This window comes from Streptomyces shenzhenensis, assembly GCF_003688995.1.
Taxonomy (GTDB): domain Bacteria; phylum Actinomycetota; class Actinomycetes; order Streptomycetales; family Streptomycetaceae; genus Streptomyces; species Streptomyces shenzhenensis_A.
This window is the reverse complement of the sequence record NZ_PENI01000010.1, coordinates 149,061-170,584: the sequence shown is the minus strand read 5'-3', so window position 1 is coordinate 170,584 and position 21,524 is coordinate 149,061. Positions and strand designations below refer to the sequence as shown.

Annotated in this window: 16 protein-coding genes; 8 read left to right on the top strand and 8 right to left on the bottom strand. The window is 72.9% G+C overall.

The window, feature by feature from the left end; genetic code table 11:
- The first annotated feature begins 133 nt into the window (after nucleotides 1-133).
- The 3 genes from CTZ28_RS18165 to CTZ28_RS18155 are packed head-to-tail and all read left to right on the top strand — an operon-like array spanning nucleotide 134 to nucleotide 5,129.
- Nucleotides 134-1,627 (top strand): SCO6880 family protein, encoded by a 1,494-nt coding sequence (locus tag CTZ28_RS18165; RefSeq protein ID WP_121890472.1) that lies wholly within the window; start codon nucleotides 134-136, stop codon nucleotides 1,625-1,627.
- On the top strand, nucleotides 1,624-3,333 hold the full coding sequence (locus tag CTZ28_RS18160) for an ATP/GTP-binding protein (RefSeq protein ID WP_121890471.1): 1,710 nt from the start codon (nucleotides 1,624-1,626) through the stop codon (nucleotides 3,331-3,333). Before CTZ28_RS18165 ends, CTZ28_RS18160 begins: the two co-directional genes overlap by 4 nt.
- Complete coding sequence (locus CTZ28_RS18155) at nucleotides 3,330-5,129, top strand: type IV secretory system conjugative DNA transfer family protein (protein ID WP_121890599.1); 1,800 nt, start codon at nucleotides 3,330-3,332, stop codon at nucleotides 5,127-5,129. The genes CTZ28_RS18160 and CTZ28_RS18155 overlap by 4 nt, the downstream gene beginning before the upstream one ends.
- Here CTZ28_RS18155 and CTZ28_RS18150 read toward each other — a convergent pair.
- Both CTZ28_RS18150 and CTZ28_RS18145 read right to left on the bottom strand, forming a co-directional pair.
- On the bottom strand, nucleotides 5,044-6,267 hold the full coding sequence (locus CTZ28_RS18150; RefSeq protein WP_259471681.1) for a DUF418 domain-containing protein: 1,224 nt from the start codon (nucleotides 6,265-6,267) through the stop codon (nucleotides 5,044-5,046). The two genes, CTZ28_RS18155 and CTZ28_RS18150, sit on opposite strands and share 86 nt — an antisense overlap.
- Nucleotides 6,264-6,656: a hypothetical protein gene (locus tag CTZ28_RS18145; RefSeq protein WP_121890470.1), complete on the bottom strand. Its 393-nt coding sequence runs from the start codon at nucleotides 6,654-6,656 to the stop codon at nucleotides 6,264-6,266. The genes CTZ28_RS18150 and CTZ28_RS18145 overlap by 4 nt, the downstream gene beginning before the upstream one ends.
- A gap of 146 nt (nucleotides 6,657-6,802) precedes the next feature.
- Here CTZ28_RS18145 and CTZ28_RS18140 point away from each other — a divergent pair, with 146 nt between their 5' ends.
- Entirely contained in the window at nucleotides 6,803-7,837 is a 1,035-nt protein-coding gene (locus CTZ28_RS18140) for a C40 family peptidase (protein WP_121890469.1), read from the top strand.
- A gap of 45 nt (nucleotides 7,838-7,882) precedes the next feature.
- Here CTZ28_RS18140 and CTZ28_RS18135 read toward each other — a convergent pair whose 3' ends face one another.
- Entirely contained in the window at nucleotides 7,883-8,812 is a 930-nt protein-coding gene (locus tag CTZ28_RS18135; protein WP_121890468.1) for a hypothetical protein, read from the bottom strand.
- A 216-nt stretch (nucleotides 8,813-9,028) separates the two neighbouring features.
- Here CTZ28_RS18135 and CTZ28_RS18130 point away from each other — a divergent pair, with 216 nt between their 5' ends.
- Together CTZ28_RS18130 and CTZ28_RS18125 are read left to right on the top strand one after the other, a co-directional pair.
- Complete coding sequence (locus CTZ28_RS18130; RefSeq protein ID WP_121890467.1) at nucleotides 9,029-10,336, top strand: hypothetical protein; 1,308 nt, start codon at nucleotides 9,029-9,031, stop codon at nucleotides 10,334-10,336.
- Between the two features lie 78 nt (nucleotides 10,337-10,414).
- Nucleotides 10,415-10,912, top strand: a complete 498-nt coding sequence (locus CTZ28_RS18125; RefSeq protein ID WP_121890466.1) for a DUF4913 domain-containing protein — start codon at nucleotides 10,415-10,417, stop codon at nucleotides 10,910-10,912.
- 3 nt (nucleotides 10,913-10,915) lie between these two features.
- Here the strand turns inward: CTZ28_RS18125 and CTZ28_RS18120 are convergent, their stop codons facing one another.
- On the bottom strand, nucleotides 10,916-12,220 hold the full coding sequence (locus CTZ28_RS18120) for a hypothetical protein (RefSeq protein ID WP_147481167.1): 1,305 nt from the start codon (nucleotides 12,218-12,220) through the stop codon (nucleotides 10,916-10,918).
- A gap of 288 nt (nucleotides 12,221-12,508) precedes the next feature.
- On the opposite strand from CTZ28_RS18120, the gene CTZ28_RS18115 reads away from it, so the two are divergent.
- A complete protein-coding gene (locus tag CTZ28_RS18115; RefSeq protein WP_121890464.1) occupies nucleotides 12,509-14,083 on the top strand; it encodes a glycosyl hydrolase in 1,575 nt (524 codons plus the stop codon).
- A 174-nt stretch (nucleotides 14,084-14,257) separates the two neighbouring features.
- On the opposite strand, the gene CTZ28_RS18110 is transcribed toward CTZ28_RS18115, so the two are convergent.
- Nucleotides 14,258-17,155 (bottom strand): AfsR/SARP family transcriptional regulator, encoded by a 2,898-nt coding sequence (locus CTZ28_RS18110; RefSeq protein WP_121890597.1) that lies wholly within the window; start codon nucleotides 17,153-17,155, stop codon nucleotides 14,258-14,260.
- A 193-nt stretch (nucleotides 17,156-17,348) separates the two neighbouring features.
- On the opposite strand from CTZ28_RS18110, the gene CTZ28_RS18105 reads away from it, so the two are divergent.
- Nucleotides 17,349-18,827: a hypothetical protein gene (locus CTZ28_RS18105; RefSeq protein WP_183154450.1), complete on the top strand. Its 1,479-nt coding sequence runs from the start codon at nucleotides 17,349-17,351 to the stop codon at nucleotides 18,825-18,827.
- A gap of 119 nt (nucleotides 18,828-18,946) precedes the next feature.
- On the opposite strand, the gene CTZ28_RS18100 is transcribed toward CTZ28_RS18105, so the two are convergent.
- The 3 genes from CTZ28_RS18100 to CTZ28_RS18090 form a co-directional block, all read right to left on the bottom strand.
- Nucleotides 18,947-19,819, bottom strand: coding sequence for a GNAT family N-acetyltransferase (locus CTZ28_RS18100; protein WP_121890463.1), 873 nt, complete (start codon nucleotides 19,817-19,819; stop codon nucleotides 18,947-18,949).
- Between the two features lie 99 nt (nucleotides 19,820-19,918).
- Nucleotides 19,919-20,119, bottom strand: a complete 201-nt coding sequence (locus CTZ28_RS18095; RefSeq protein WP_147481166.1) for a hypothetical protein — start codon at nucleotides 20,117-20,119, stop codon at nucleotides 19,919-19,921.
- Nucleotides 20,120-20,121: 2 nt separating this feature from the next.
- Nucleotides 20,122-21,240 (bottom strand): radical SAM protein, encoded by a 1,119-nt coding sequence (locus CTZ28_RS18090; protein ID WP_121890461.1) that lies wholly within the window; start codon nucleotides 21,238-21,240, stop codon nucleotides 20,122-20,124.
- Nucleotides 21,241-21,524 lie beyond the last annotated feature (284 nt).

Below are 21,524 nucleotides of genomic sequence, written 5' to 3'. Positions count from 1 at the left end.
GAGGCTCCCGCGCGCCTCCCATGACCGGCCGCCGGGCTCCCGACACCCAAGGGAGTCCGGCGGCCCCGCCCGCCGCCTGCCAACCCCACCCGCCGTCCCCCGAACAAGGGGTACGAGAGGAGCCCTGACCCTCATGTCCACGGAAGCCGTCACCCATCCCACCTACGGCAACTGGCGCCGGCCACGGCGGCCGGGGCTGGGGCCGCTCGGACTCGTCGGCACCATCGGTGTCTTCGGCGGGCTCGTCCTCACCCTGCTCGCCTCGCTGATCTCCCTCTACGCCGCGCTGGTCGTCGCCGTACCGATCGCGCTGTTCCTGATGCCGCTCGCCATCCGCACCCAGGACGGGCGCAACGTCTACCAGTTGATGGCGCTGCGGATCGGCTGGTGGCGCCGCAAGGCCAACGGCTCGCACCTGTACGTCTCCGGCCCGCTGTCCTCCCGCCCGGGTGGCCGGTTCCGTCCGCCGGGCCTGCTCAACAAGGTGACCGCGCACGAGGGCCAGGACGCCTACGACCGGCCGTTCGGTGTGCTGCACCACCCGAACCGCAACCTCTACACCATCGTCCTGGGCTGCGAACCGGACGGCGGTTCGCTGGTCGACGCGGACCAGGTGGACGTCTGGGTGGCGCTGTGGGGCGAGTGGCTGGCCCGGCTGGCCCACGAACCCGGGCTGCGCGGCGCCTCCGTGATCGTGGAGACCGCACCCGACCCCGGTACCCGGCTCGCCCACGAGGTGCTGCCCCGTATCCACCCCGACGCGCCGCCCGCCGCCCGCGCCGTGATGGAGGAGGTCGTCGCCCGCTACCCGACCGCCTCCTCCGAGATGCACACGTACATCTCCCTCACCTACGGCGTCCCGCCGGGCCAGCGGCGCAAGAAGGACGATGTCATCGCGGACCTGGCGATCCGTATCCCGGGTCTGCTCAGCGGGCTGGTCGCGGCCGGCGGCGGGGCCGCCTACCCGCTGTCGGCGGAGCGCATCGCCGAGGTGGTCCGGGTCGCCTACGACCCGGCGGTCGCCGCCGACGTGCTCGACGCCCGCAACCAGTACGGCGGTACGGGCCTGGAGTGGGAGGACGCCGGTCCGGCCGCCACCGTCGAGACGGTCAGCAGCTACCAGCACGACTCGGGGGTCTCCCGGACCTGGCTGATGACACTGGCCCCGCGCGGCACCGTACGGTCCTCGGTGCTGCGGGGCATGCTGGAGGCGCTGCCGGGCACCCGGCGCAAGCGGGTGGCGCTGGTGTACCGGCCGCTCGACCCGGCCACCTCGGCCCGGATCGTGGAGGCGGACCGGCGCGCCGCCCAGTTCATGGCCACGTCCGGCCGGGGCATGGTGCAGGCCCGCGCGGTCTCGGAGATGCGCGCGGCCGAGCAGACCGCGGCCGAGGAGGCGTCCGGCGCCGGGCTCGTGGAGTTCTCCCTGATGCTGACGGTCACCGTGGACGACGTCGCCGAACTGGCCGACGCCGGCGTGGCCGTGCGCAACCTCACCGCGGCCTCCCGGGTGCTGATGCGGCCCGCCGACCGGATGCAGGCGGCGGCGTTCAGCTGCACCCTGCCCGCCGGGATCCTCCCGTGGGAGCAGACCCTCGTCCCGCACGAACTGTCGGAGGCGCTGTGAGCCGCCGGAGCGACCGGAAGAAGGCCGAGCGGGCCGACCGGACGGCCGAGGAGCGGGCCCGCAAGGCGCTCCTGTCCGGCCACCCGGTGGATCCCGGTGACGACCCCGCCCGGTCGGGGACCCACGGCCCCGCGAACGACAAGAGCCAGAAGAACCAGAAGAACCCGAAGCGGCCGTACGTCCCGCCCCGCGGCTGGTACGGCGTCGGCGGCGGGCGCGTCGGCTATCTCGACCCGCCCACCATGTGGCGCGCCACCACCGTCCAGGCCTGCGGCATGTGGCCGTTCGCCGCCGGTTCCGGCTCACCGATGACCGGGGTACCGCTCGGCCAGCATCTGTTCACCGGCGCCACGGTCTGCGGCGACCCGCTGAACTGGTTCACCCGCGCCCGCTACATCTCCAACCCCTCCCTGTTCATGCTCGGCATGCCGGGCCTGGGCAAGTCGACCCTCGTCAACCGGATGCTGATCGGGCTCGCCGCAACCGGTGTCGTCCCGCTGGTGCTCGGCGACCTCAAGCCCGACTACGCCGACACCGTGCGCGCGCTCGGCGGCCAGGTGATCTCCATCGGCCGCGGCCGGGGCGGCATCAACGTCCTGGACCCGGGGGCCATGGGCGCGGCAGCGGCCCGGATCGGCGGCGAGGCGGGCGAGGTGCTGAAGGCCGAGACCCACGGCCGGGTGCTGAACATGGTGGCCGCCCTGGTCACCATCGTGCGCGGGCGGCCGATGGACGACCACGAGCAGTCCGTGCTCTCCGCCGTACTGCACCATCTGCGTGAGCACACCCCGCCGGGGCGGGCACCGCTGCTGCCGGATCTGCTGCGGGTGCTGACCGAGGGCCCCGACCGGGTCCGCGCGGTCACCCTGGACCGCGGCTCCGACACCCGTTACCGGGACGCCGTGGACCCGCTGCACCGCTCCCTGCTGGGCATTCTCGACGGGCCGCTCGGCGACACCTTCGCCTCCGAGACCTCCACCCGGATCGACCCGGACGCGCCCGCCGTGTGCATCGACATCTCGGGCATCGGCGAGGCGGACACCCAGCTGACCGCCGCCGCGATGCTGGCCGCCTGGTCCGACGGGCTGGGCACGGTGGCCGCCTCGCACGCGCTCGCGGACGCGGGGCTGACCCCCCGGCGCTGGTTCTTCACCGTCCTCGACGAGTTGTGGCGTCCACTGCGCGCCGCCTCCGGCATCGTGGACCGCATCGACGCGCTGACCCGCCTCAACCGTTCGCTCGGTCTCGGCGACGCGAAGATCACCCACACCCTGAAGGACGCCGAGGCGCTGGGCACCGACTCCGACCGGGCCAAGGCCCGCGGCTTCGTGGAGCGCGCCGGGATGGTGGTCTGCGCGGGGCTGCCCCGGGCCGAGATGGAGGAGCTGGGGAAGGTGGTGGGCCTGTCCCGGCGTGAGATCGAACTGGTCTCGTCGTGGTCCTCGCCGCCCGGCTGGGGCGTCTCCGGCGAGCACGAGGAGCCGCCGGGCCGCGGTCGGTTCCTCATCAAGGTCGGCGGGCGGCCCGGCATCCCCATCAAGGTCGCCATCACCGACGCGGAGCGCCATCTGCACAACACCAACACCCGCTGGACGCCGAACGAGACGGCCGTGGAACAGGCCCTGGAGCTGGAACAGACGGTGGCGCACACCGCCGCCCAGGTCCGGCAGGCCCACGAGCGAGGCACCGGAAGGTGGACCGCATGACCTCCCCCAGCCCGGGCGGCGACCTCAACACCCAGGTCTCCTGGGCGATCGTCGGCATCGCCGTGACCGTTCTCGCCGTGTTCACCCTCGCGTGGACCGGCGGCACCCTCGGCTCCGGCCTCACCGGCCACGGCTGGCAGGGCCCACCCTTCGGCCTGTCCACCGTGGGCCGCCTCGCCTCCGACGGACCGGGCCAGCTGTGGCCGGGCACCCCGCCCGCCGCCGTCTACGGCGGCATGCTCGCCCTCCTGGTCCTCCTCGCGCTCCCCTGCGCGCTCGTCGCCCGGTACTTCTTCCACCGTGCGGGCGCACCCAAGGGCCTGGCCGGCCGCCGCGAACTGGCTGCCATGTGCCCCAAGGGCATCGAGGCGCGCGCCCGCGAGCTGCGCCCCACGCTCAAGGGCCGCGAGCAGCTGCACCCGGACGAGACCGGCAACCTCCTCGGCGACCTGACGCCCAACGGCCCGGAGCTGCGCAGCAGTTACGAGGACGTGGAACTGGACCTGATGGCGCCACGGGCCGGCAAGTCCACCGGTATCGCCATCCCCCGGGTGCTGCGCGCCCAGGGCGCCGTCCTGCTCACCTCCAACAAGTCCGACGTGTACGCCGTCACCCGCGGCGAGCGCGAGAAGGAAGGCGTGGTCTGGACGTTCGACCCGCAGGGCATCGCCCACTCCCCGCGCGCCATGTGGTGGAACCTGCTCGGCGAGTGCCACACCATCGAGGGCGCCCGGCGGCTGGCCGGCCACTTCGTGGCGTCCGTCAACGACGACACCGCGAAGAAGGACTTCTGGATCTCGGCCGCGCAGAACACCCTCACCGCGCTGTTCCTGGCCGCCGCGCGCGGCCGGGCCTCGGTCGCCGACCTCCTCGGCTGGCTCGCCGACCCCGCCGACCGCACCCCGGTGGACCTGCTGCGCGACGCCGGGCTGGTGGCGATGGCCGAGCAGTTGCAGGGCACGGTGCGGGGCGCGGTGGAGACCCGGGACGGCATCTACGAGACGGCCCGCCAGACCGTCGCCTGCCTCCTGGACCCCGAGATCCTCGCCTGGGTCACCCCCCAGCCCGACCTGCCGGAGTTCCGCCCCGACGTGCACGTCCTCGGCACGGACACGCTCTACCTCCTCTCCAAGGACGGCGGCGGTTCGGCGGCGGGTGTCATCGCGGGCATCGCGGACGCGACGATGCGGGCGGGCGTGGTCGCCGCCGAACGCATGGGCGGCCGCCTCGACCCGCCGCTGACCGCGGTCCTGGACGAGGCGGCCAACGTGTGCCGCATCTCCGATCTGCCCGACCTCTACTCGCACTTCGGCTCGCGCGGCATCAACGTCGTGACGCTGCTGCAGAGTTACCGGCAGGGCGCGCGGGTGTGGGGCGAGATGGGCATGGACGCGCTGTGGAGCGCGGCGACCGTCAAGCTGCTCGGCGCGGGCCTGGACGACGCCGACTTCGTGCAGAAGATCTCCACGCTGGTCGGCCAGCACGACGTGAAGACGCCGACCATCAACCGCGGCAAGGAGGGCACGACACGCTCGTACTCCTTCCGCCAGGAGGCCGTCCTGCCCCCGGACAAGATCCGCGCCCTGCCCAAGGGCACCGCCCTCCTCCTCGCCACCGGCATCCGGCCCGCCCTGATCCGGCTCCGCCCCTGGTACAAGGAACCCGGCGCGGGCGCCATCTCGGCGGCGGCCAAGGCGGAGGCGGCGGCCATCACGGAACGCGCCGCACGCCGTCTGACGGGCGTGAGCTTCCAGAAACCGGCTCCGGCCGGCCCCGGGTCGCCGTACCGCGGGTGACCGCACGCAGCAGCAGCTCGGCCGGGCCGTACCGGGTGCGGGCCATCAGCCGTGCGACCGCGGCCAGTTGGGCGACGTACAGCAGCACACAGCCGAGCAGGACCACGGCGGTGCCGAGCCGGTCGTACAGCCCGAGGCCGTACCCGGTGAAGACGAACGCGAGAACGAGCGACTGGCTGAGGTAGTGCGTCAGCGCCATGCGGCCGGCGGCGGCCAGCACCCGGGCCGCCGCCGGCCGCACCGCGTCCAGGACCAGCAGGAGCCCGCACGCGTACGACGCCGCCAGCGCCGGCCCGGTCAGTACCGCCACCGCCTCCCCGACCGGGAACCAGCGGCTGTCCAGCGGCCGGCCGGCGCAGCAGCAGGCGGAGACCACCCCGCCCGCGAGCCCCACCGGCAGCCCGCGCACCACCACCCGCCACAGCCAGGCCCGGTCCCGGCCGCGCCGTTCGACCAGCCCGACACGGGCCGCCGCCAGCCCCGCCAGGAACGCGGCCAGTTTGCCAGGGGCGTACAGCAGGGCCGTACCGAACGCCGACGGCAGCTCCCGCACATGTTCGGCCGGCACGGAACCCGCCCCGCCGCGGTAGGCGTCCACCGTGTCCGCCACGTACGGCGCATACGCCTGCGGGGTGAGCGGCGCGGTGTACGCGACGGTCAGCACCCCGTACGCCAGCAGCACGGCCGCGAGCCCGAGGACCAGGCCCGCGGCCAGCCGCAACGCGGCGCGCGGGGACAGCCCCCGCAGCCCGTACAGCACCAGTGCCAGCGCGGCGTACAGCGTCAGGATGTCCCCGGGGTACAGCAGCACCGCGTGGGCCAGCCCGATGCCCAGCAGGGCGATGACGCGCCGCAGATGACGCGGGGCGAACGCCGCACCCGCGCGCTCGGCCGACCGCTCCTGCAACACGAAGCTGTAGCCGAAGAGGAAGGAGAACAGCAGAGAGAACTTGGTGGAGACGAGCGCGGTGACGAGCCAGGCGGCCACCCGGTCGGCGACGGACGCGCCCGGCCCGCCGCCGAAGCCGGTGTACGGCCCCGCCATCAGCTGGGCGTTGACGAGAAGAATCCCGAAGAGAGCGAACCCGCGCAGGGCGTCGAGCTCGCGAACCCGTGCGTCCTGCCCGCCGGATGTCACTGCCCCACCACAACCCCCGTACCGAACGCCACGGCAGCCGTCAGGAACCACCCGAACGACGGCGCCAGCAAGTGCCGTGTGTTCCACAGCCGCGCCACGGTCGGCCGCTCCCGCCGGTACACCACGGGCACGCTCCGGCCGACCGCCGGCAGCCCGCACAGCGGTGCGTACCGCCCGGGGTCGAGGAGGAGATCGCGCCCCAGGTGGTCGGAGAACAGCACCAGCGCGCCCGGTCGCCGGTCGGCCGCCGTACGGGAGGTCACGGTCCCCATGACCCGCAGCCCCCGCACCCGCAGCCACGCCGCCGCCAGCAGCGCCTTCAGGGCCGCCAGCAGACAGCCGACGCCGAACCCGACGCACAGCGCGAGCAGCAGCAACTCGGCGTTCATACAGCACCTTTCACCGGCGTACGCCCCACCGCGAGGCACAACGGGCGGCGGACACGTACCGGTTCACAGACCGGCCCTTGAACCACATGGCCGCGCACCGCCGTTGTGGGGGCGAACCACCGCCCCCGAAGGGAGTTCCGGTCCCGATGAGACGGACCCTCCGCGCCCACGGCCGCCGGACGGCGGAGATCGCCGCCCTGGCCCTCGCGCTGACGGCGACGGTCCAGCAGCCCGCCCGGGCCGAGCCCACCACCCTCGCCGAGGTACGCGCCGAACTCCAACGCCTCTACCACGACGCCGAGGTCGCCACCGACAAGTACAACGCGGCCGACGTGAAAGTGACCAGGCAGGAGAAGCGCGTCCGGACGTTGCGGGCCCGGGCCGGCGCGGCCGAGCGGAGGCTGGCCCGCCTCACCGCGCTGGCCGGGGCGGCCGCCCGTGCCCAGTACCGGGGCGGCGGCCTGCCGGCAGAAGTACAGTTCGCCCTCTCCGGCGACCCCCGGCACGCCCTGGAAAATGCCTCGTTGGCCCGCCAGGCACAGCAGGGCACGCAGCTGGTCATCACGGCCGTGACGACCACCAGGGGGAACCTCCGGGCCGACACCGACGAGGCGTCCGACGTCCTGAACCGCCTCCGCGCGAACCGCCGCACCATGGACACCGAGCGCGAAAAGATCGAGAAGCACATCGCCGCCGCGAAGCGGCTGGAGTCCCGCCTGGCGGCATCGCAGCGCCGGGAACTGGACGCCATGGACACCGAGGACGCGAACGACGCCCAGGCGAAGTGGGAGAGCACCGGCATCCTCGAACGGGTCGGCACCGAGGCGAGCCCCGCCGGCCGCGAGGCCCTCGCCTACGCCACCCGGCAGCTAGGCAAGCCGTACGTGTGGGGCGCGCAGGGCCCCGGCTCCTTCGACTGCTCGGGCCTCACCTCCCAGGCATGGCTGGCCGCGGGCGTCCCCGTCCCGCGCACCTCGCAGGAGCAGTGGCGCCGGCTGAAGCACGTCCCCGTCACGGCCATGCGCCCCGGGGACCTCATCATCTACTTCTCCGACGCCAGCCATGTCGCGATCTACATCGGCAACGGGGAGATCATCCACGCCCCCCGCCCCGGCCGTCGGGTCACGGTGGCCCCGGCGGGCTCCATGGCCGTCCTGGGGGTCGTACGACCCGACACCTGACCGGCAGGGGGGCGAGCCGGGGCCCGCGTGGGCCATGGGCCCCGGCTACCTGCCGGGACTCGAACCACCCTCCTGCCTCTTCGGCTTGTAGGACGTGTACCTGGCCTGCGGTCGGGTCGCGGTCCGGCCCGAGGACGGCCCGGAGGAGCGCCCGCTGTACTGCGAGTCCCGGCTGCTCGGCGGGCTGAAGTCCCGGACCGGCCGGGTGGTGAGCGGGGGCACCGGGACCGTCGCATCGGTCTGCAAGGTCGAGTGCGCCGTGTGGAACGACTCGGTGGAGGCGGCGGAGGCGGGCGTCCCGGCCGGCGGCGGCTGGAACCGCGACGGCAGGTCCTGGAGCGGCAGGTTGGCGCGCTGCCGGTACATCGGCAGGGCCGGGTCCATCGCGTCGGCCACCGCCTTGGTCACCGTCGCGGCGCCCGCGGCCCAGTTCGCCGCTCCGCCGGCCATGGCGGTGGACATTCCCTGCTCACCCGTGGCGCTGTACATGTTGAGCCCCGTGGAGACGGCCCGTCCCGCGACCGCGGCCACCCGCAACGGGTCGGCCTGGTCCTGCTGGTACAGCTGATAGGCGTCATAGCCCGCCAGCGCCGCCTGGGCGCTGATACCCACCGCCTTCACCGCGGTCCGGGCGAGCCCCTCGGGCACGAAGTTCGCCGCACCCTGGATGAGTGAGGGGGCGACGTCGAGCAGGGCCCTCGCGACGGTCCCCTTGTTGTCCCGGGCCCACTTCGCCGCCCTCTGGTCCCAGCGCTGGGCCCGGTACGCGCTCCCGGAGGAGCTGAGGGTGATCGCGTAGTACTCGTCGGTGCCCTGGTTGTACACGCTGACCAGGGCTTCCCTGAGGGGCGTGGGCGCGTCGTCCGGGACGGTGCGGCCCGAGTCCTCGACCTCTCCGGACCTGCGGACCCTGACGGACCGGTAGGAGCCGGCGTGGGAAGCGGTGCTGCTGGCTCCGGAATCCGAACCTGCCATGTCACCTTCCTTTCCTTCGATGCGGGCGGGTCATCCTGCGAGACGGACGGTCGCCCCCTCGCCCGGAGACCGCGTCCATGACAACGGCGGCGGCCGGGAGGCCGGTTCACCGTGCGGGGCCGCGCCTTGAACCCGTTCCGTCGGCATTCCGTTGTTGACCGGCAGTGAGCCGGCGCCGACCGGCACGGCTCTCCACGGACCACAAGGAGATACGGCATGGCACCCAAGGACGGTCCTTCGAACCGGAAGAAGGGCAAGGAGCCCGACCGCGGCGGCACGAGGCGCAACGGCTCACCCACCGGCTCGGACGGCAGCGGCCAGAGCGCGTCGAGCACATCCAGCCTGGGCCTGCGCGAACTCTTCGACCAGCTGCCGCCGGAGCCCCCCTCGAACCGCCGCCTCAGCGAGGCCCGGGTTGTCAATCTGGACCCGGAGTCCCTGGAAGCACTCCCGCAGAGGCAGCCCTGGTACTCGCCCATCACGAACGGCTGGCACTACCTGGAGGACTCCAAGCTGTTCTCCGCGGTCAAGAGCGGCAGCTCCCACGCGGCCAAGTGGGTCGGGGAGAACGACCACAGGATCGTCGAGGCCATCGGCGCCGGCGGCGGCTCGATCATGCAGGGCGCCGGCATCGCCGGGGCGCCGGCGGCGGCCCCGGCCGACCTGGCCGCGCAGGCGGGATACGGCGCCGGTGTCGCCCTGACCGGGCTGGTGGCAACGTACCGGGCCGGCAAGGAGGCGAGCAAGATCGTCTCGAACTACCGGCACCCCGACCGGCCGCAATCCGTCAACTACAGGCAGTTGGCGGCCGACATCGCCGCGGCGGGGCTCACCGCCGCGTACGGCGCCTACAGCACAGGCATGGAACAGAACCCGCACCGCGCCCAGACGGGCATGGCCACGGGCGCCATCGGCGCCGGGCTCTTCGCCGTGGCGGGCACGTTCGCCGCCCGGGACGAGCCGCAGCATCAGCAGCCGGCTCCGCCGGCGCAGGACACCCCCGCTCCGGCCCCGACGGCAGGCGGGTACCAGCTGGACACGCCGTACCACGCCAGCATGACCTCCCTGACACAGCAGATGCAGGGCTACGGGCTCTCCGACCTCACGCCGGCCGGCACCCGGACCTCCTCGGTGGCCACCGGTTTCAGCGACCCCTACGGCCGGACCGCCCCGCAGACGACCCCGTACCCCCGGCAGCCGTACCAGCAGACAGCCCCCTACGGCCAGCCGGCGTACACGACCTCCAACGCCTACAGCCAACAGCCGTACAGCCAGCAGCCGGCGTACACGATGTCCAGCCCCTACAGCCAACAGCCCTACCAGCAGACGAGCTCGTACCCCCAGCCCCCGCAGAACCCGGTGTCCGGCTCGGTCGAGTCCTACTCCCACCCGGCCGCCGGAACGGAGCCGGCGAGCCGAACCTCGCGCTCGGGCAACTCGACCAGTTCCACGAAGAACCACCACCACAAGGGCAATGGCCACCACCACAAGAAGCAGGGCGGTGGTAGCGGACCGGCGCGGTAGCGGACCACGTCGGCAGACACGATGCGTGACCGTTCGGCGGTGGGCGACCACCGCCGAACGGTCCTACCGAGGAGCACCATGACGACCGACACCGTCGACGGCCAGGCGCGGGAGCGGAAGTGGGAGCGGGCGCCCGCCGCGCCTGCTGAGCCCCCCGCCGAAACCCCGCCGCCCAGACCGAAGTTCATCCTCTACCTGGAGGGCGCCGAGTACGCGGACTCGCTGCGCCGGCTCACCCTGTGGACGCACCATGTGCTGCTGCCGGTCTACGGCCGGGAGGTCACGTCCGGCACACCGTGGTGCGGCCGCTGGTGGGAGCATCCGGAGGCGGTCGCCCAGCTGCACGGCCTGTGGCTGGCCTGGGGCGAACTGACCGGCGCCGACGCCGAGATGACCGGGCCCGCCAGTTGGCACCGGGACTTTCTGATGCCGGTCATGGAGTCCCTGCGCAGCCCGCAGGGGCCGTTCGCGGGCTGCAAGCCCGGCGGGCACCGGCGGAAAGAGGTTCCGCCGGTCGACGCGGTGGATCCGTTCGGCCCGCCGCCGCCACCGCCGGGCCCCGGCGACCGGGTCTGACGGTCATCTCGTCGGGCCCTTCGCGGTCCGGGCCGGAGCGGGCCGGTGCACCGTGGCCGCCGAGGGCGAGTCGGCGGTACGGCGGGGCGGCTGCCCGTCCCGGGACTCGAACCCGTCGCGCGCCGCCCGCAGGCCCCGGTCGCCGAGCAGGGCCCGGGGAGGTTCCGCGACGACGGGGCTGACGGGACCGGCCGGGCGGTCGGTTCCGGCGGGGAGGCCAAGTTCCGGGGAACCGAGGGGACTTACGGGACTCAGGGGGCTGACGGGTTCGGGGCTCGCGGGGCGCTGTGGATCCGAGGGCGGCGCGGGGGTCTCCCGGCCGTCCCGGCGTTCCCGGTCGTCCCGCTCCGAGGACTGCTCCCTCCAGGCCCGCTGCTCTTCCGCCGCCACGGCGAAGGGCAGCGCCTCATAGGCCAGCTCGCCGCCCACGCTCCACAGGCGGGACTCGTCCGTCGCGGCCGGCACCTCCCGCCCGGGCGCCTCCTCCCGCTTGGCGCGCTCGGCCTCCTCGGCGGCGGCGAAGGCGTGCGCGTCGTAGGACCGCCCCTGCCCGTCGTCCACGTCGCGCAGCCGGGACTCCTCCGGCGGCTCGGGCGACACCTCCTGCCACTGTTCCTGCTGCCCCTGCTGCCCCTGCTGCTCCTGCGCGGGCGCCGGCGGGGGCGCCGGCCGTTCGAAGCGTTCCCGGGCCGTGCGTTCCCGCGCCGCCCGGACCTCCGGGTCCGTCCGCTCGGCCCCGGCCCGGTCTCCGTCGCCCTCGCGCAGCAGTTCCCGCGTCTGCGCGTTGGCGGCGTACCGCGCGATGGCCGGAATGGTCTCGGGAGACTTCTCGTACACCTTCCCGAGCCTGTCGTCGGTCCTGACCAGGTGCAGTACGGCGTCCTCGAACGCCTCGTACCGGCGGGGCGAGAGCTGCTTCGCCAGCGCCTGGAGGCGGCCCATCTCCCGGAACGCCGCCTCCTCGGGACCGGCCGGCGGTGCCCACCGCGCCGGGGCGGACGGGACCGGCGCAGCCGCCGGACCCCACTGCGGCGGGCCGCCCGGCAGGCCGGCCGCCATCCGGCCCGGAGCGGGCGGTGGCTGCCCCACCCGCCGCGACCGGGACACTCCCAGCGCCTCCATGACGACGGCCCAGCCGTCCCGCACCATCTCCATGAGGCGTTCCGCGAGCGTCGGCCCCTCGGCGCGCGAGCGGTGGGCCGCACTCAGCCCGTACTCCGTCGCGACCATCGCACGGGCCAACGCGACCTCGGGGCGCTCCGGGCGCGACCGGTTCGGTTCTCGTGGCGCCGGGGTGGCATCGGCCATGGTTGCCCTCTCTTCGGTTCGCTCCCGGCCCGGTACCGATGGGCCGGGCCCCGCGGACGCAGGACACGACGGGCGGCCCCGGCGAACGGTTCAACCGGCCGGCGGACGGACCGGACACAGCGGAATGATCCGTACCGCCTCGGGCCCGGAAGGACCGGAAGGCGCCCGGAAGGCCGCCCGAAGGCTCCGGCGGCGGTGAACCATCCGCCGCGCGCATCCGTCGTGCCTGGACGCAGGCGAGACCCGATCGCCTGACTCGCGCACCCCCGACAGGGAGACACACGTTCTATGCGCAGACGCATATCCATCCTCCTGAGCCTGCTCCTGGTCGTCGTCGGCGTGACCGGCACCGCCCTGGGCGTCCAGGCGCACCGCTCGCACAGCGGAGAGATCAACAGCGCGCCGGCCGGCGACACCGCCGACCACACGGTCACCTTCCAGAACACGACGGACAGCCGCGTCTGGGTCGGCAGCACGGTGAACGCGGACGGCTCGGCCGCGCTCACCGGGCTCCCGGTGCTCGACCCGGGGCAGTCCGCCACCATCACCGTCCCCGAGCACGAGGGCGCCGGGCACTGGCGCGGCACCTTCTTCGCCCGCCAGGGCTGCACGGGCGAGGACGGCAGCACCTTCCACTGCGCCGTGGGCGACTGCGGCCCGTACGCCGACCACTGCTCCACCGGCGAACAGCCCACCAGCCTCGCCGAGTTCAACTTCGACCCGGCCGACAGCCTGGCGCCCTGGTACGACGTCAGCTACGTCAACGCCGTGTCCGTCCCCGTGACCATCACGCCGAACGACGTCGACGTACCGCAGGACGGCGAGTGCTCGGCGACGGGCTGCGCCGTGGACCTGCTGTCCGGCTGCCCGCCCGACAACCTGGTCAAGGACGACAGCGGCACGGCACTGGTCTGCGTCAACCCGAACCGGGACGCCAAGACCCCCTACAGCGACGCGATCAACCAGAAGTGCCCGACCGCGTACGCCTGGTCCAAGCAGGACGCCGAGCCCGGCAACCAGGTCATGCGGCAGTGCACCCGGTGCACGGGGATGACCGTCGCTTTCGGGACCGGGGCCGCCGCCACCGGCTCGCCCGATCCCTCCGCCACCTCGGGCGGCGGCGCCACCCAGACCTCCTCGACCCGCAAGGGCATCAGCCTCAACCCCGTCGACGGTGCCGCGCAGGCGCTCGCCGACTCCGGTGCCTCCTGGTACTACAACTGGACCTCTTCCACCGGCGCGGTCACCAGGCCCGACGGCGTCGAGTACGTCCCGATGATCTGGGGCCCCGGCTCGGTCACCGACGCCGAACTGGGCGCGGCCAAGAGCGAGGGCACCGAACTGCTCGGCTTCAACGAGCCCGACTCGGACACGCAGGCCGCCCTGACCCCGGAACAGGCCCTGGATCTGTGGCCCCGGCTGCAGGACACCGGTCTGCGCATGGGCGCACCGGCCGTCGCCGGCGGGGGTGACGTCGAGGGCGGCTGGCTGGACCGGTTCATGAAGGGGGCCGCCGAGCGCGGGCTGCGCGTCGACTTCATCCCGCTGCACTGGTACGGCGCCGACTTCGGGCCGGACGCCGCCGACCAGCTGCGCGGCTACCTGCAGAAGGTCCACGACCGCTACCACAAGCCGATCTGGCTCACCGAGTACGGCCTCATCGACTGGTCCCAGGGCGCCCCCCGCTACCCCAGCGCCCAGGAGCAGACGGACTTCGTGAAGTCGTCCACGCGGATGCTCAACGGCCTGGACTTCGTGGAGCGTTACGCCTGGTTCACGCTGTCCACCCGGACCAGCCCGACCGGTCTGTACGACGGGACGACCCCGAACGCGTCCGGTGTGGCGTACCGCGAGGCGGGCTGAGCGGCGGCGGGAAGCGCGCCGAGCGGCATCGGATTCTGTACGACCGTTGATCCTTTCCCGGCCGCCGTCCGTTGTACGGGCACGAGGTCGCCGTGTCCCGTCCGCCACCCGGGACACGGCGGGACGCCGACCACCGAAGGAGACCGGAGCCGCATGTCAGGCCGTTCGCACGAGTCATGCCGGAGGTGCCCCCTCATGGGGTGTGTCCGCCAGGCGGCCGAGCCGTGCGCGGATCTTCTCGGCGTCCTGGTGGTCGAACTCGGCAAAGATGGCGAGGGCCTGGTCCCAGCTGACACGGGCGGCCTCGGGGTCGCCGGCGGCCAGCTGGACATCGCCGAAGTTGCCCAGGGTGTGGCCCTCGCCCCAGCGGTTGCCGATGTCCCGGTGCGTCTCCAGCGCCCGGTGGTAGTGGGCGAGGGCGTCGTCGTAACGGCACAGGCGCTGGTACACCGTGCCGAGGATGTCCAGGGTGACCCCCTCGACCCAGCGGTTGCCGTCGGCGCGCAGCACGGTCAGCGCCTGTTCCAGACACGCGACGGCCTCGTCGAACCGGCCCTGCCGCTGGTAGGCGTCGCCCAGGTTGGACAGCCCGATCCCCTCGCCCCAGGTGCTGCCGAGGAACCGGTCGAGGACCAGCCCCCGGCGGGTGTACTCGACGGCCTTGGCGAGCCGGCCGACTTGCAGACAGATGTCGCCGAGGTTGGTCACGGCGTGCGACCTGCCCTGGAGGTCTCCGAGCTCCCGGTACGCGGTCATCGCGTCGCGGAAGTGGGCGGCGGCCTCGTCGTAGCGGCCCAGGCTGCGCAACGCGGCCGCCGTGTCCGCGAGGGACTGGGCCACGCCCCGGCGGTCCTGCGCGGTGCGGGCGGCGGCGAGGCCGGTCCGCGCGCTGTCCAGCCAGTCGTGCAGATGGCTGCGCAGATAGAAGAAGCCCCACAGGGCGGCGGGCAGCCGCCAGGCGATGCCCCACTGCCCGCACTCGGCCGCCCGGTGCACCGCGTTGACCAGGTTGGGCCGTTCGGTCTCGCACCAGTCCAGGGCCTGGTCGTGCGAGCTGAACCCCAGCGGCCGGCAGCCGTCGGGCGGCGGTTCGAGCGGGATGCGGGGGCGCTGCGGGGTGATGTGCGCGTAGGCGGCGTCGGCGGTGTGCAGATACCAGGCGAGCAGCCGCTCGACGGCCCGGTCCCGCTCCCGGGTGCTCTCCTCGATCGCGGCCCGTTCGGCGGCGTAGATGCGGAGCAGGTCGTGCAGGGCGTAGCGGCCGGGGAAGCGCTCGGTCAGCAGATGGGCACGGGTGAGTTCGAGCAGCGGCGCCCGGGTCTCGCGCGGCGTGAGCCCGGCGAGAGCGGCCGCGGCGGGCACCGAGATGTCCGGCCCGCAGTCCAGTCCGAGCAGCCGGAACAGCCGTGCGGCCGGGGCGGACAACGCCTGGTACGACCAGGAGAACACGGCCCGCAGATCGGTGCCGAGGTCACCGCCCGCGAACATGTCGAGGCTGCCGTGGCTCTCCGTCAGCTGCTCGGCGATGGCGCTGAGCGGGAAGTGCGGGTTGACGGCGGCGTGCGCGGCGACGATCGCCAGCGCGAGCGGCAGCCGGCCACAGTGCGCGACGATCTCCGCCGCGGCGTCGGGTTCTGCCGCCGGCCGCTCCGCCCCGAGCCGCCGCGCCAGCAGATCGTGTGCCTCGGCCGAGGACAGCTGGTCAAGCGTCAGCGGATGTGCGCCCTCCGCGGCCACCAGCCCGGCGAGCCGGCTACGGCTGGTCACGATCACCAGGGACCCCGGGGACCCGGGCAGCAGCGGGCGCACCTGGTCGGCGTCCCGGGCGTTGTCGAGCAGGATCAGCACTCTGCGCCGGGCGAGCAGACTCCGGTACAGCGCCACCTGGGCGTCGAGCCCGGCGGGTATCCGCAGCGGCGGAACGCCGAGCGCGCCGAGGAAGATCCGGACCGCCTCGTCCGGCGCCATCCTCCGCTCGGTCGGGTCGAAGCCGCGCAGATTGATGTAGAGCTGCCCGTCGGGGAACCGGCCGGCGATCTCGTGCGCCCAGTGCACGGCCAACGTGGTCTTGCCGACGCCGCCCATGCCGCCGATGGCACTGATGACGACGGTGCCGGGGGACTGCCCGTCGGCGGGCAGCAGGGCACGTACGCCGTCGAGTTCGGCCCGCCGACCGACGAAGGTGGGGAGGTCGGCGGGAAGTTGGGCGGGCCGGGCCACGTGGTCGCCGTCGGCGGGGGTGTGGACGGCGGTGTCGGTGGCCGGTGTCGCCGACGGCCGGGTCGCCGGGGCTGCCAAGGAGGCATCGGCGGCGAGGATCCGGTCATGCAACCGCTGGAGTTCCAGGCCGGGTTCGATGCCGAGCTCGGCGACGAGGTCGGCACGGGCGCGACGGTAGGCGGCGAGGGCCTCGGCCTGTCGCCCGCCCCGGTAGAGGGCGAGCATGAGCAGTCGCGATAATCGCTCCCGCAACGGATGCCGATGGGTGAGCGAGAAGAGTTCGGAGACGATCTCGACGTGCCGCCCGAGTTCGATGTCGAGGTCGAGCCGGGTCTCCAGGGTGGTGAGCCGTTCCTCCGCCAGCCAGGTGCGCTCCGACGCGGCGAGCGGCCCGGGTATCCCGGCGAGGGCGGTTCCCTGCCACCGGCCGAGGGCGGAGTTCAGCAGCGAGGCGGCGCCGGGGAGATCCCCGTCGACGCGCAGCTTCTTGGCTTCTTCGACCCGCCGCTCGAACACGGCGAGATCCAGGGAGTCCTCGGCGACCCGCACCAGATATCCGTCCCCCACGGAGACGATCACCCGGGGAGGTTCGGCCGGGTCCCGCTCGGGTTCGAGGATCTTGCGGAGCCGTGAGACATAGGTCCGCAGGACGGACACGGCGGCGGGCGGCGGCTCCTCGCCCCAGACGGCGTCGACGAGTTCACCGAGCGTGAGGGGGCGTCCTCTCCGCAGGAGCAGCGCGGCCAGTACCGCACGCTGTTGTGGGGAGCCCAGGTCCAGTTCCTGTTCACCGCGCACCGCTCGGAGCGGCCCCAGCACGGTGAAGCGCAGGGAATTCGCGTAGACACTCACCACCGGGACTCTAGTGACGATGGGGCCGACGACAGCCTGTTCGACGGAACGCACCCTGCTGCCCCGATCACCGTGCGTAGCGATGGCGCGGTCCCTCAAGTCCGGCCGCCACCCGTCCAGTTGAACCGTTCTCGCGCGGCAGCCGTTGCGATAGCACCGGTCTCGACGCCGGGAACGGCAGGAAGGAATGGGCATGAGCCGAAACGAGCAAACGGGCAGTCCGATCACGGAAGGCGACGGATACGGAACGACGGCCCCTGGAAAGGTGTCCAAGCTCACCCACCGCTTCACGGTGGTCATCTCCGGCGACGGCTCCGCCACCATCGACGGCCGTCCCGTCCCGGCCGAGGAGGGAGCGGAGGCCGACGCGGCGGTCCTGGACGCCCTCCACCAGCACGCCCGGGAGCGCGACACCGCGGTGACGGCGTCCATCTCCGACCCGGCGGCGGGTTATGTGGCGTACGTGGAGGTGGCGCCGGACGGTTCGAGCAGGTTGCTGGAGCACGCGGAGCAGTACGAGGAGGAGTACGCGGGGGAGCCGGTCTCCTTCGAGAAGGGCGACGGCGACGACGCGGGTCACGGCGGCGGGCCGCACCCGCCTTCCGCGGCCGAAGTGCCGCCTGTTCCGGAACCGGAGGCATCGGAACCGGAGGAACCGGCGCAGGCACCGGAACCGGCTGAGGCTGAGGTGGCGGAGTCGGCGTACGCGCTACCGGAACCGGTGGGCCTGAGCCCCACCCCCCGCGCCCCCGTCCTCCACCGCACCCCGGACTCGGGGCCGGGCCGGCCGAACCGCCGCAACGAGTCACGCCAGTCGGACGACGAGTACACGTCCCCGGGACTGCTGAACAGGCCGTTGATCATAGGCCCGGTGGCGCTCCTGGTGGCGGCCCTGGTGATCATCCCGCTGGTGATCCTGGGCAGCGGCGGCTCGGGCGACGACGACCGCCGGAGCCAGGCGGCGAAGGTGAACAGCACACCGCAGGAGACGACGGCGCCGGCGGAGCCGCCGGCACCGACGGTGTCGGTGACCCCGAGCCTGTCCCCGTCCCCGTCGCCCAGTGCGAGCGCGAGCAAGTCGGGGAAACCGGGCGGAAAGGGTGGCGTGGCGGTGCCGCCGCCCACGGTCACGGTGACCGCGAACGCCCCGAGGGTGGTCACCACGGTGACGGCGAGGCCCGCACAGGACACGGCGGCGACAGCCGTACGGCGCCTGGCGGCGAACGACCCGTCGGGACGGCACATCTGCTACCGGGCGTACGTGGCCGGCCAGGGCTGGCAGAAGCCGGTGTGCGACGGCACGATCGCCGGTACGTCGGGCAAGAACAAGGCGATCAAGGCCCTCAACATCTCGGTGAGCGGAACAGACGGCTCGGCCGCCAACGCCGTACTGCACAACGACGACTCGGCCAACGACCAGGGCAGCTGGCAACCGGCGTGGACGTCCATCACCGACGACGGCAAGGACTTCTACATCGGCAACCCGAAGCGGAGCGGCCCCTACATGACGGGCTTCGCCATCAACGTCGGCACCGGCCAGATCTGCCGCGAGGCCGCCGTCCACGACCGAGGCTGGGGCGACCACCAGTGCGTCAACCAGCGCCCCGAATTCATCTTCGGCGGCACCATGGACAACACCCCATACCTGGAGGCCGTCAAACTGACGGTCTGACCACCAACGGGCACCGCCCGACGCTCCGCCCGCAGTCGCCACCGGCACCCCGGGCGGTGAATCCGCCCCACAACCCGCAGCCACCCGAAAGGTAAGGCGTGCGCAAGGGGCGGGCGTCCTCAGACGTCCCGCTGGTTGACGAACCCGAGCGACGCCAGTCCCTCCGCCGCACACAGCTGGTCGGAGGCCCCTCCCACCTCGGTCTGCAGGAGCTGGTAAGCGGCACTGTGCTGGTGCCCCCAGTGCATCGCCGCACGCCACAGGGCGCGGCCGTAGCCGTGGCCGCGGTACTGGGGCAGCACGCCGAAGTACTGGGGCAGCAGGCGCACGGCTCCGCCGGCGTCCGCCATGGTCTCCATGGGGCCGATGGCGCCGGCCACGCGGCCGTCGTGGAGGACGGTGAGGACCGGGCCCACGGTCCCGGCCCGCATCTGCTCGTGGAGGAACGCGAACCCTTCCGCAGCCATCTGCTCAGCAAACTCCGCGAACCCGGCCCTCTCGTGCAGCTGTTTGTCCTCGCGCACCGGCACGCCCGGAGCCTGCCCGGGCCCCTCGGCGAAGTCCTTGAGCTGGACACGGGTCCCCACGCCCTGGACGTACGCCTCGGGCTGCTCGGGGCCCAGGAACCACACCACGCGGGCCTTGGCGGCGCCGTGGACGGCGGCGAGCTTGCGGGCCAGGTCGGCGCCGGCGGACAGGCCGTCAGGGGCCGCCCCGTACACGTGGACCTTGACAACACCGTCGCCGCGTTCGGCGAGCGTGGGCACGAGGGTCTGGCGCCGGTCGTGCTCGATGGCGCCGACCAGGACGCGCTCCGCCTTGCGCTCGGACCAGCGGCGGTCCTTGTCGTACGGGAGGAACCGGCCAGTCCCCGCGATCTCCACGACGGCCTCAAACAGCTCGGGCAGCAGGTCGCCCGGGCGGACGGGGCCGAGGGTCGGCACGTACGGCACGGGCATCACAGGCTCGATCCAGCCCCAGTGAAAGCGCATGCACGCACGCTACTCAGGGTGCACACACGCCGCAGGCCCCGACCCGAGCCGGCGTCAGGGCCTGCGCGTTCACGACCGGATCAGGTACAGATCAGGCCGCTAGTGCGGGTTGTCGTCACCGGCAGCGCACGAGCACTTCGCGCTGTCCATCACCGTGTCCATGTCGGCGACCGAGGTGATCCGGGTCACCGGCGCGACCGGCGCCAGGACCGGCCGCGTGAAGTACGGCCGACCGTCCTGGGCGAGCCCGTCGCCCGGGAGCGGGCGACGCGGCGAGATCTCGACTGCTACAGCGGTCATCTTCACCCTGCTTTCTTCTGTCCGTGCCGGCAGTAAGCCGCCAGCGGGGCCTTCGCCTCCTGGTAGTGCTTGGCCAGGGGCCTGCACACGCGGCAGGAACCGGACAGGGCGCATCCCGAGCACCCTCCGGTGCGAAGCATCAGGCGGTCCGCGATCGTGCCCAGCCGGGCAAGGCCCTGGATGCCCTCGTGGGGCAGGCTGATCTGGTCGTCGCGGCCGATCTTGCAGATGGACACCAGACCGTGCGGGTCCATGTGGAAGAAGGTGTGTCCGGCATTGCAGCCAGTGAACGTCTTGCGGAGCCGCAGGTGCTCCTTGGACTGCGCGGTGAGCACCTCACCACCGCCGTAGATCGTCGGCGTCATGTTCGTGAACACCTCGTACTCGACGCCCCACGACTGGCACCGGTCCACCATGGCCTGCTCCTCGCGGCCGTTGTCCTCGGTGACGACGATGCTCATGCGCAGGGGCAGGCGGGCGTGGCGGGCGGCGTTCATGCCCTGCACGAACTGGTCCCACGCGCCCTCGCGCTGCGTCAGCTCGTCATAGCTCCCTTTGGTCGCGCCGTACATGGACACCGTGACGCGGTACGGCGGGCACTCCTTGAACAGGTCCAGGAGGTTCCGCCGCCACAGCAGGGAGCCGTTCGTGGAGACGGTGATCATCATGCCGAGGTCCCAGGCGTACCGATACGCGCGCATGAAATCGCGGTCAACGGTCGGCTCGCCGCCGGTGACCTGGAGGAAGAGCACGCCGGCCTCGGCCATGACGTCCAGGCAGCGCCGCTTGTCCTCCCAAGGCATCCCGGAGTTGACCTTGAGCCCCAGGTAACAGTGCTTGCACTGATAGTTGCAGCCCAGGTTGACCTCCCAACTCGCCTTGCCGTAGCCCCAGGTGGAGGGCCGGCGGACGAGCAGGAAGTCACCGGTGGGCCGGCCGGTCACGTCCATGTCTTCCCACTGCTCGCGGACTGCGTCAGCGAGCCAGGCCGGGGCGGGTTCCGCAGCGCCGAGGGCGCGCAGTTCCTCGTACCGCACTCCCGGCAGCAGGGCGCCACCACGGCTCCCCGGCCGTACGAGTACATGCTGCTCCAGGAACGGGCTGGCAATCAGGGAATGCATGCAGGCTCCAAGAGGGTCGTCCGCCCCTGTCGGAGGCGGGAGTCTGAGGGGAGGAAGGACGTGGTGGGCAACCGATGCATCGAACGTTCCTCCGCGATGCGGGACGAGTTGCGTGCGGTGAGGAGCATCCGGGCCGTCAGGCGACTGCCGTCAGCTGCGCGATCCGGGCGAACTCCTCCTCCAGGCGGTCCCGCCCGAGGACCGCGAACTCCCGGTCCAGGTCCGCCGGAGTCACCCCACGGAGCTCCACCATCGTGCGAGCAGCCCGAACCCACGGCGCCCAC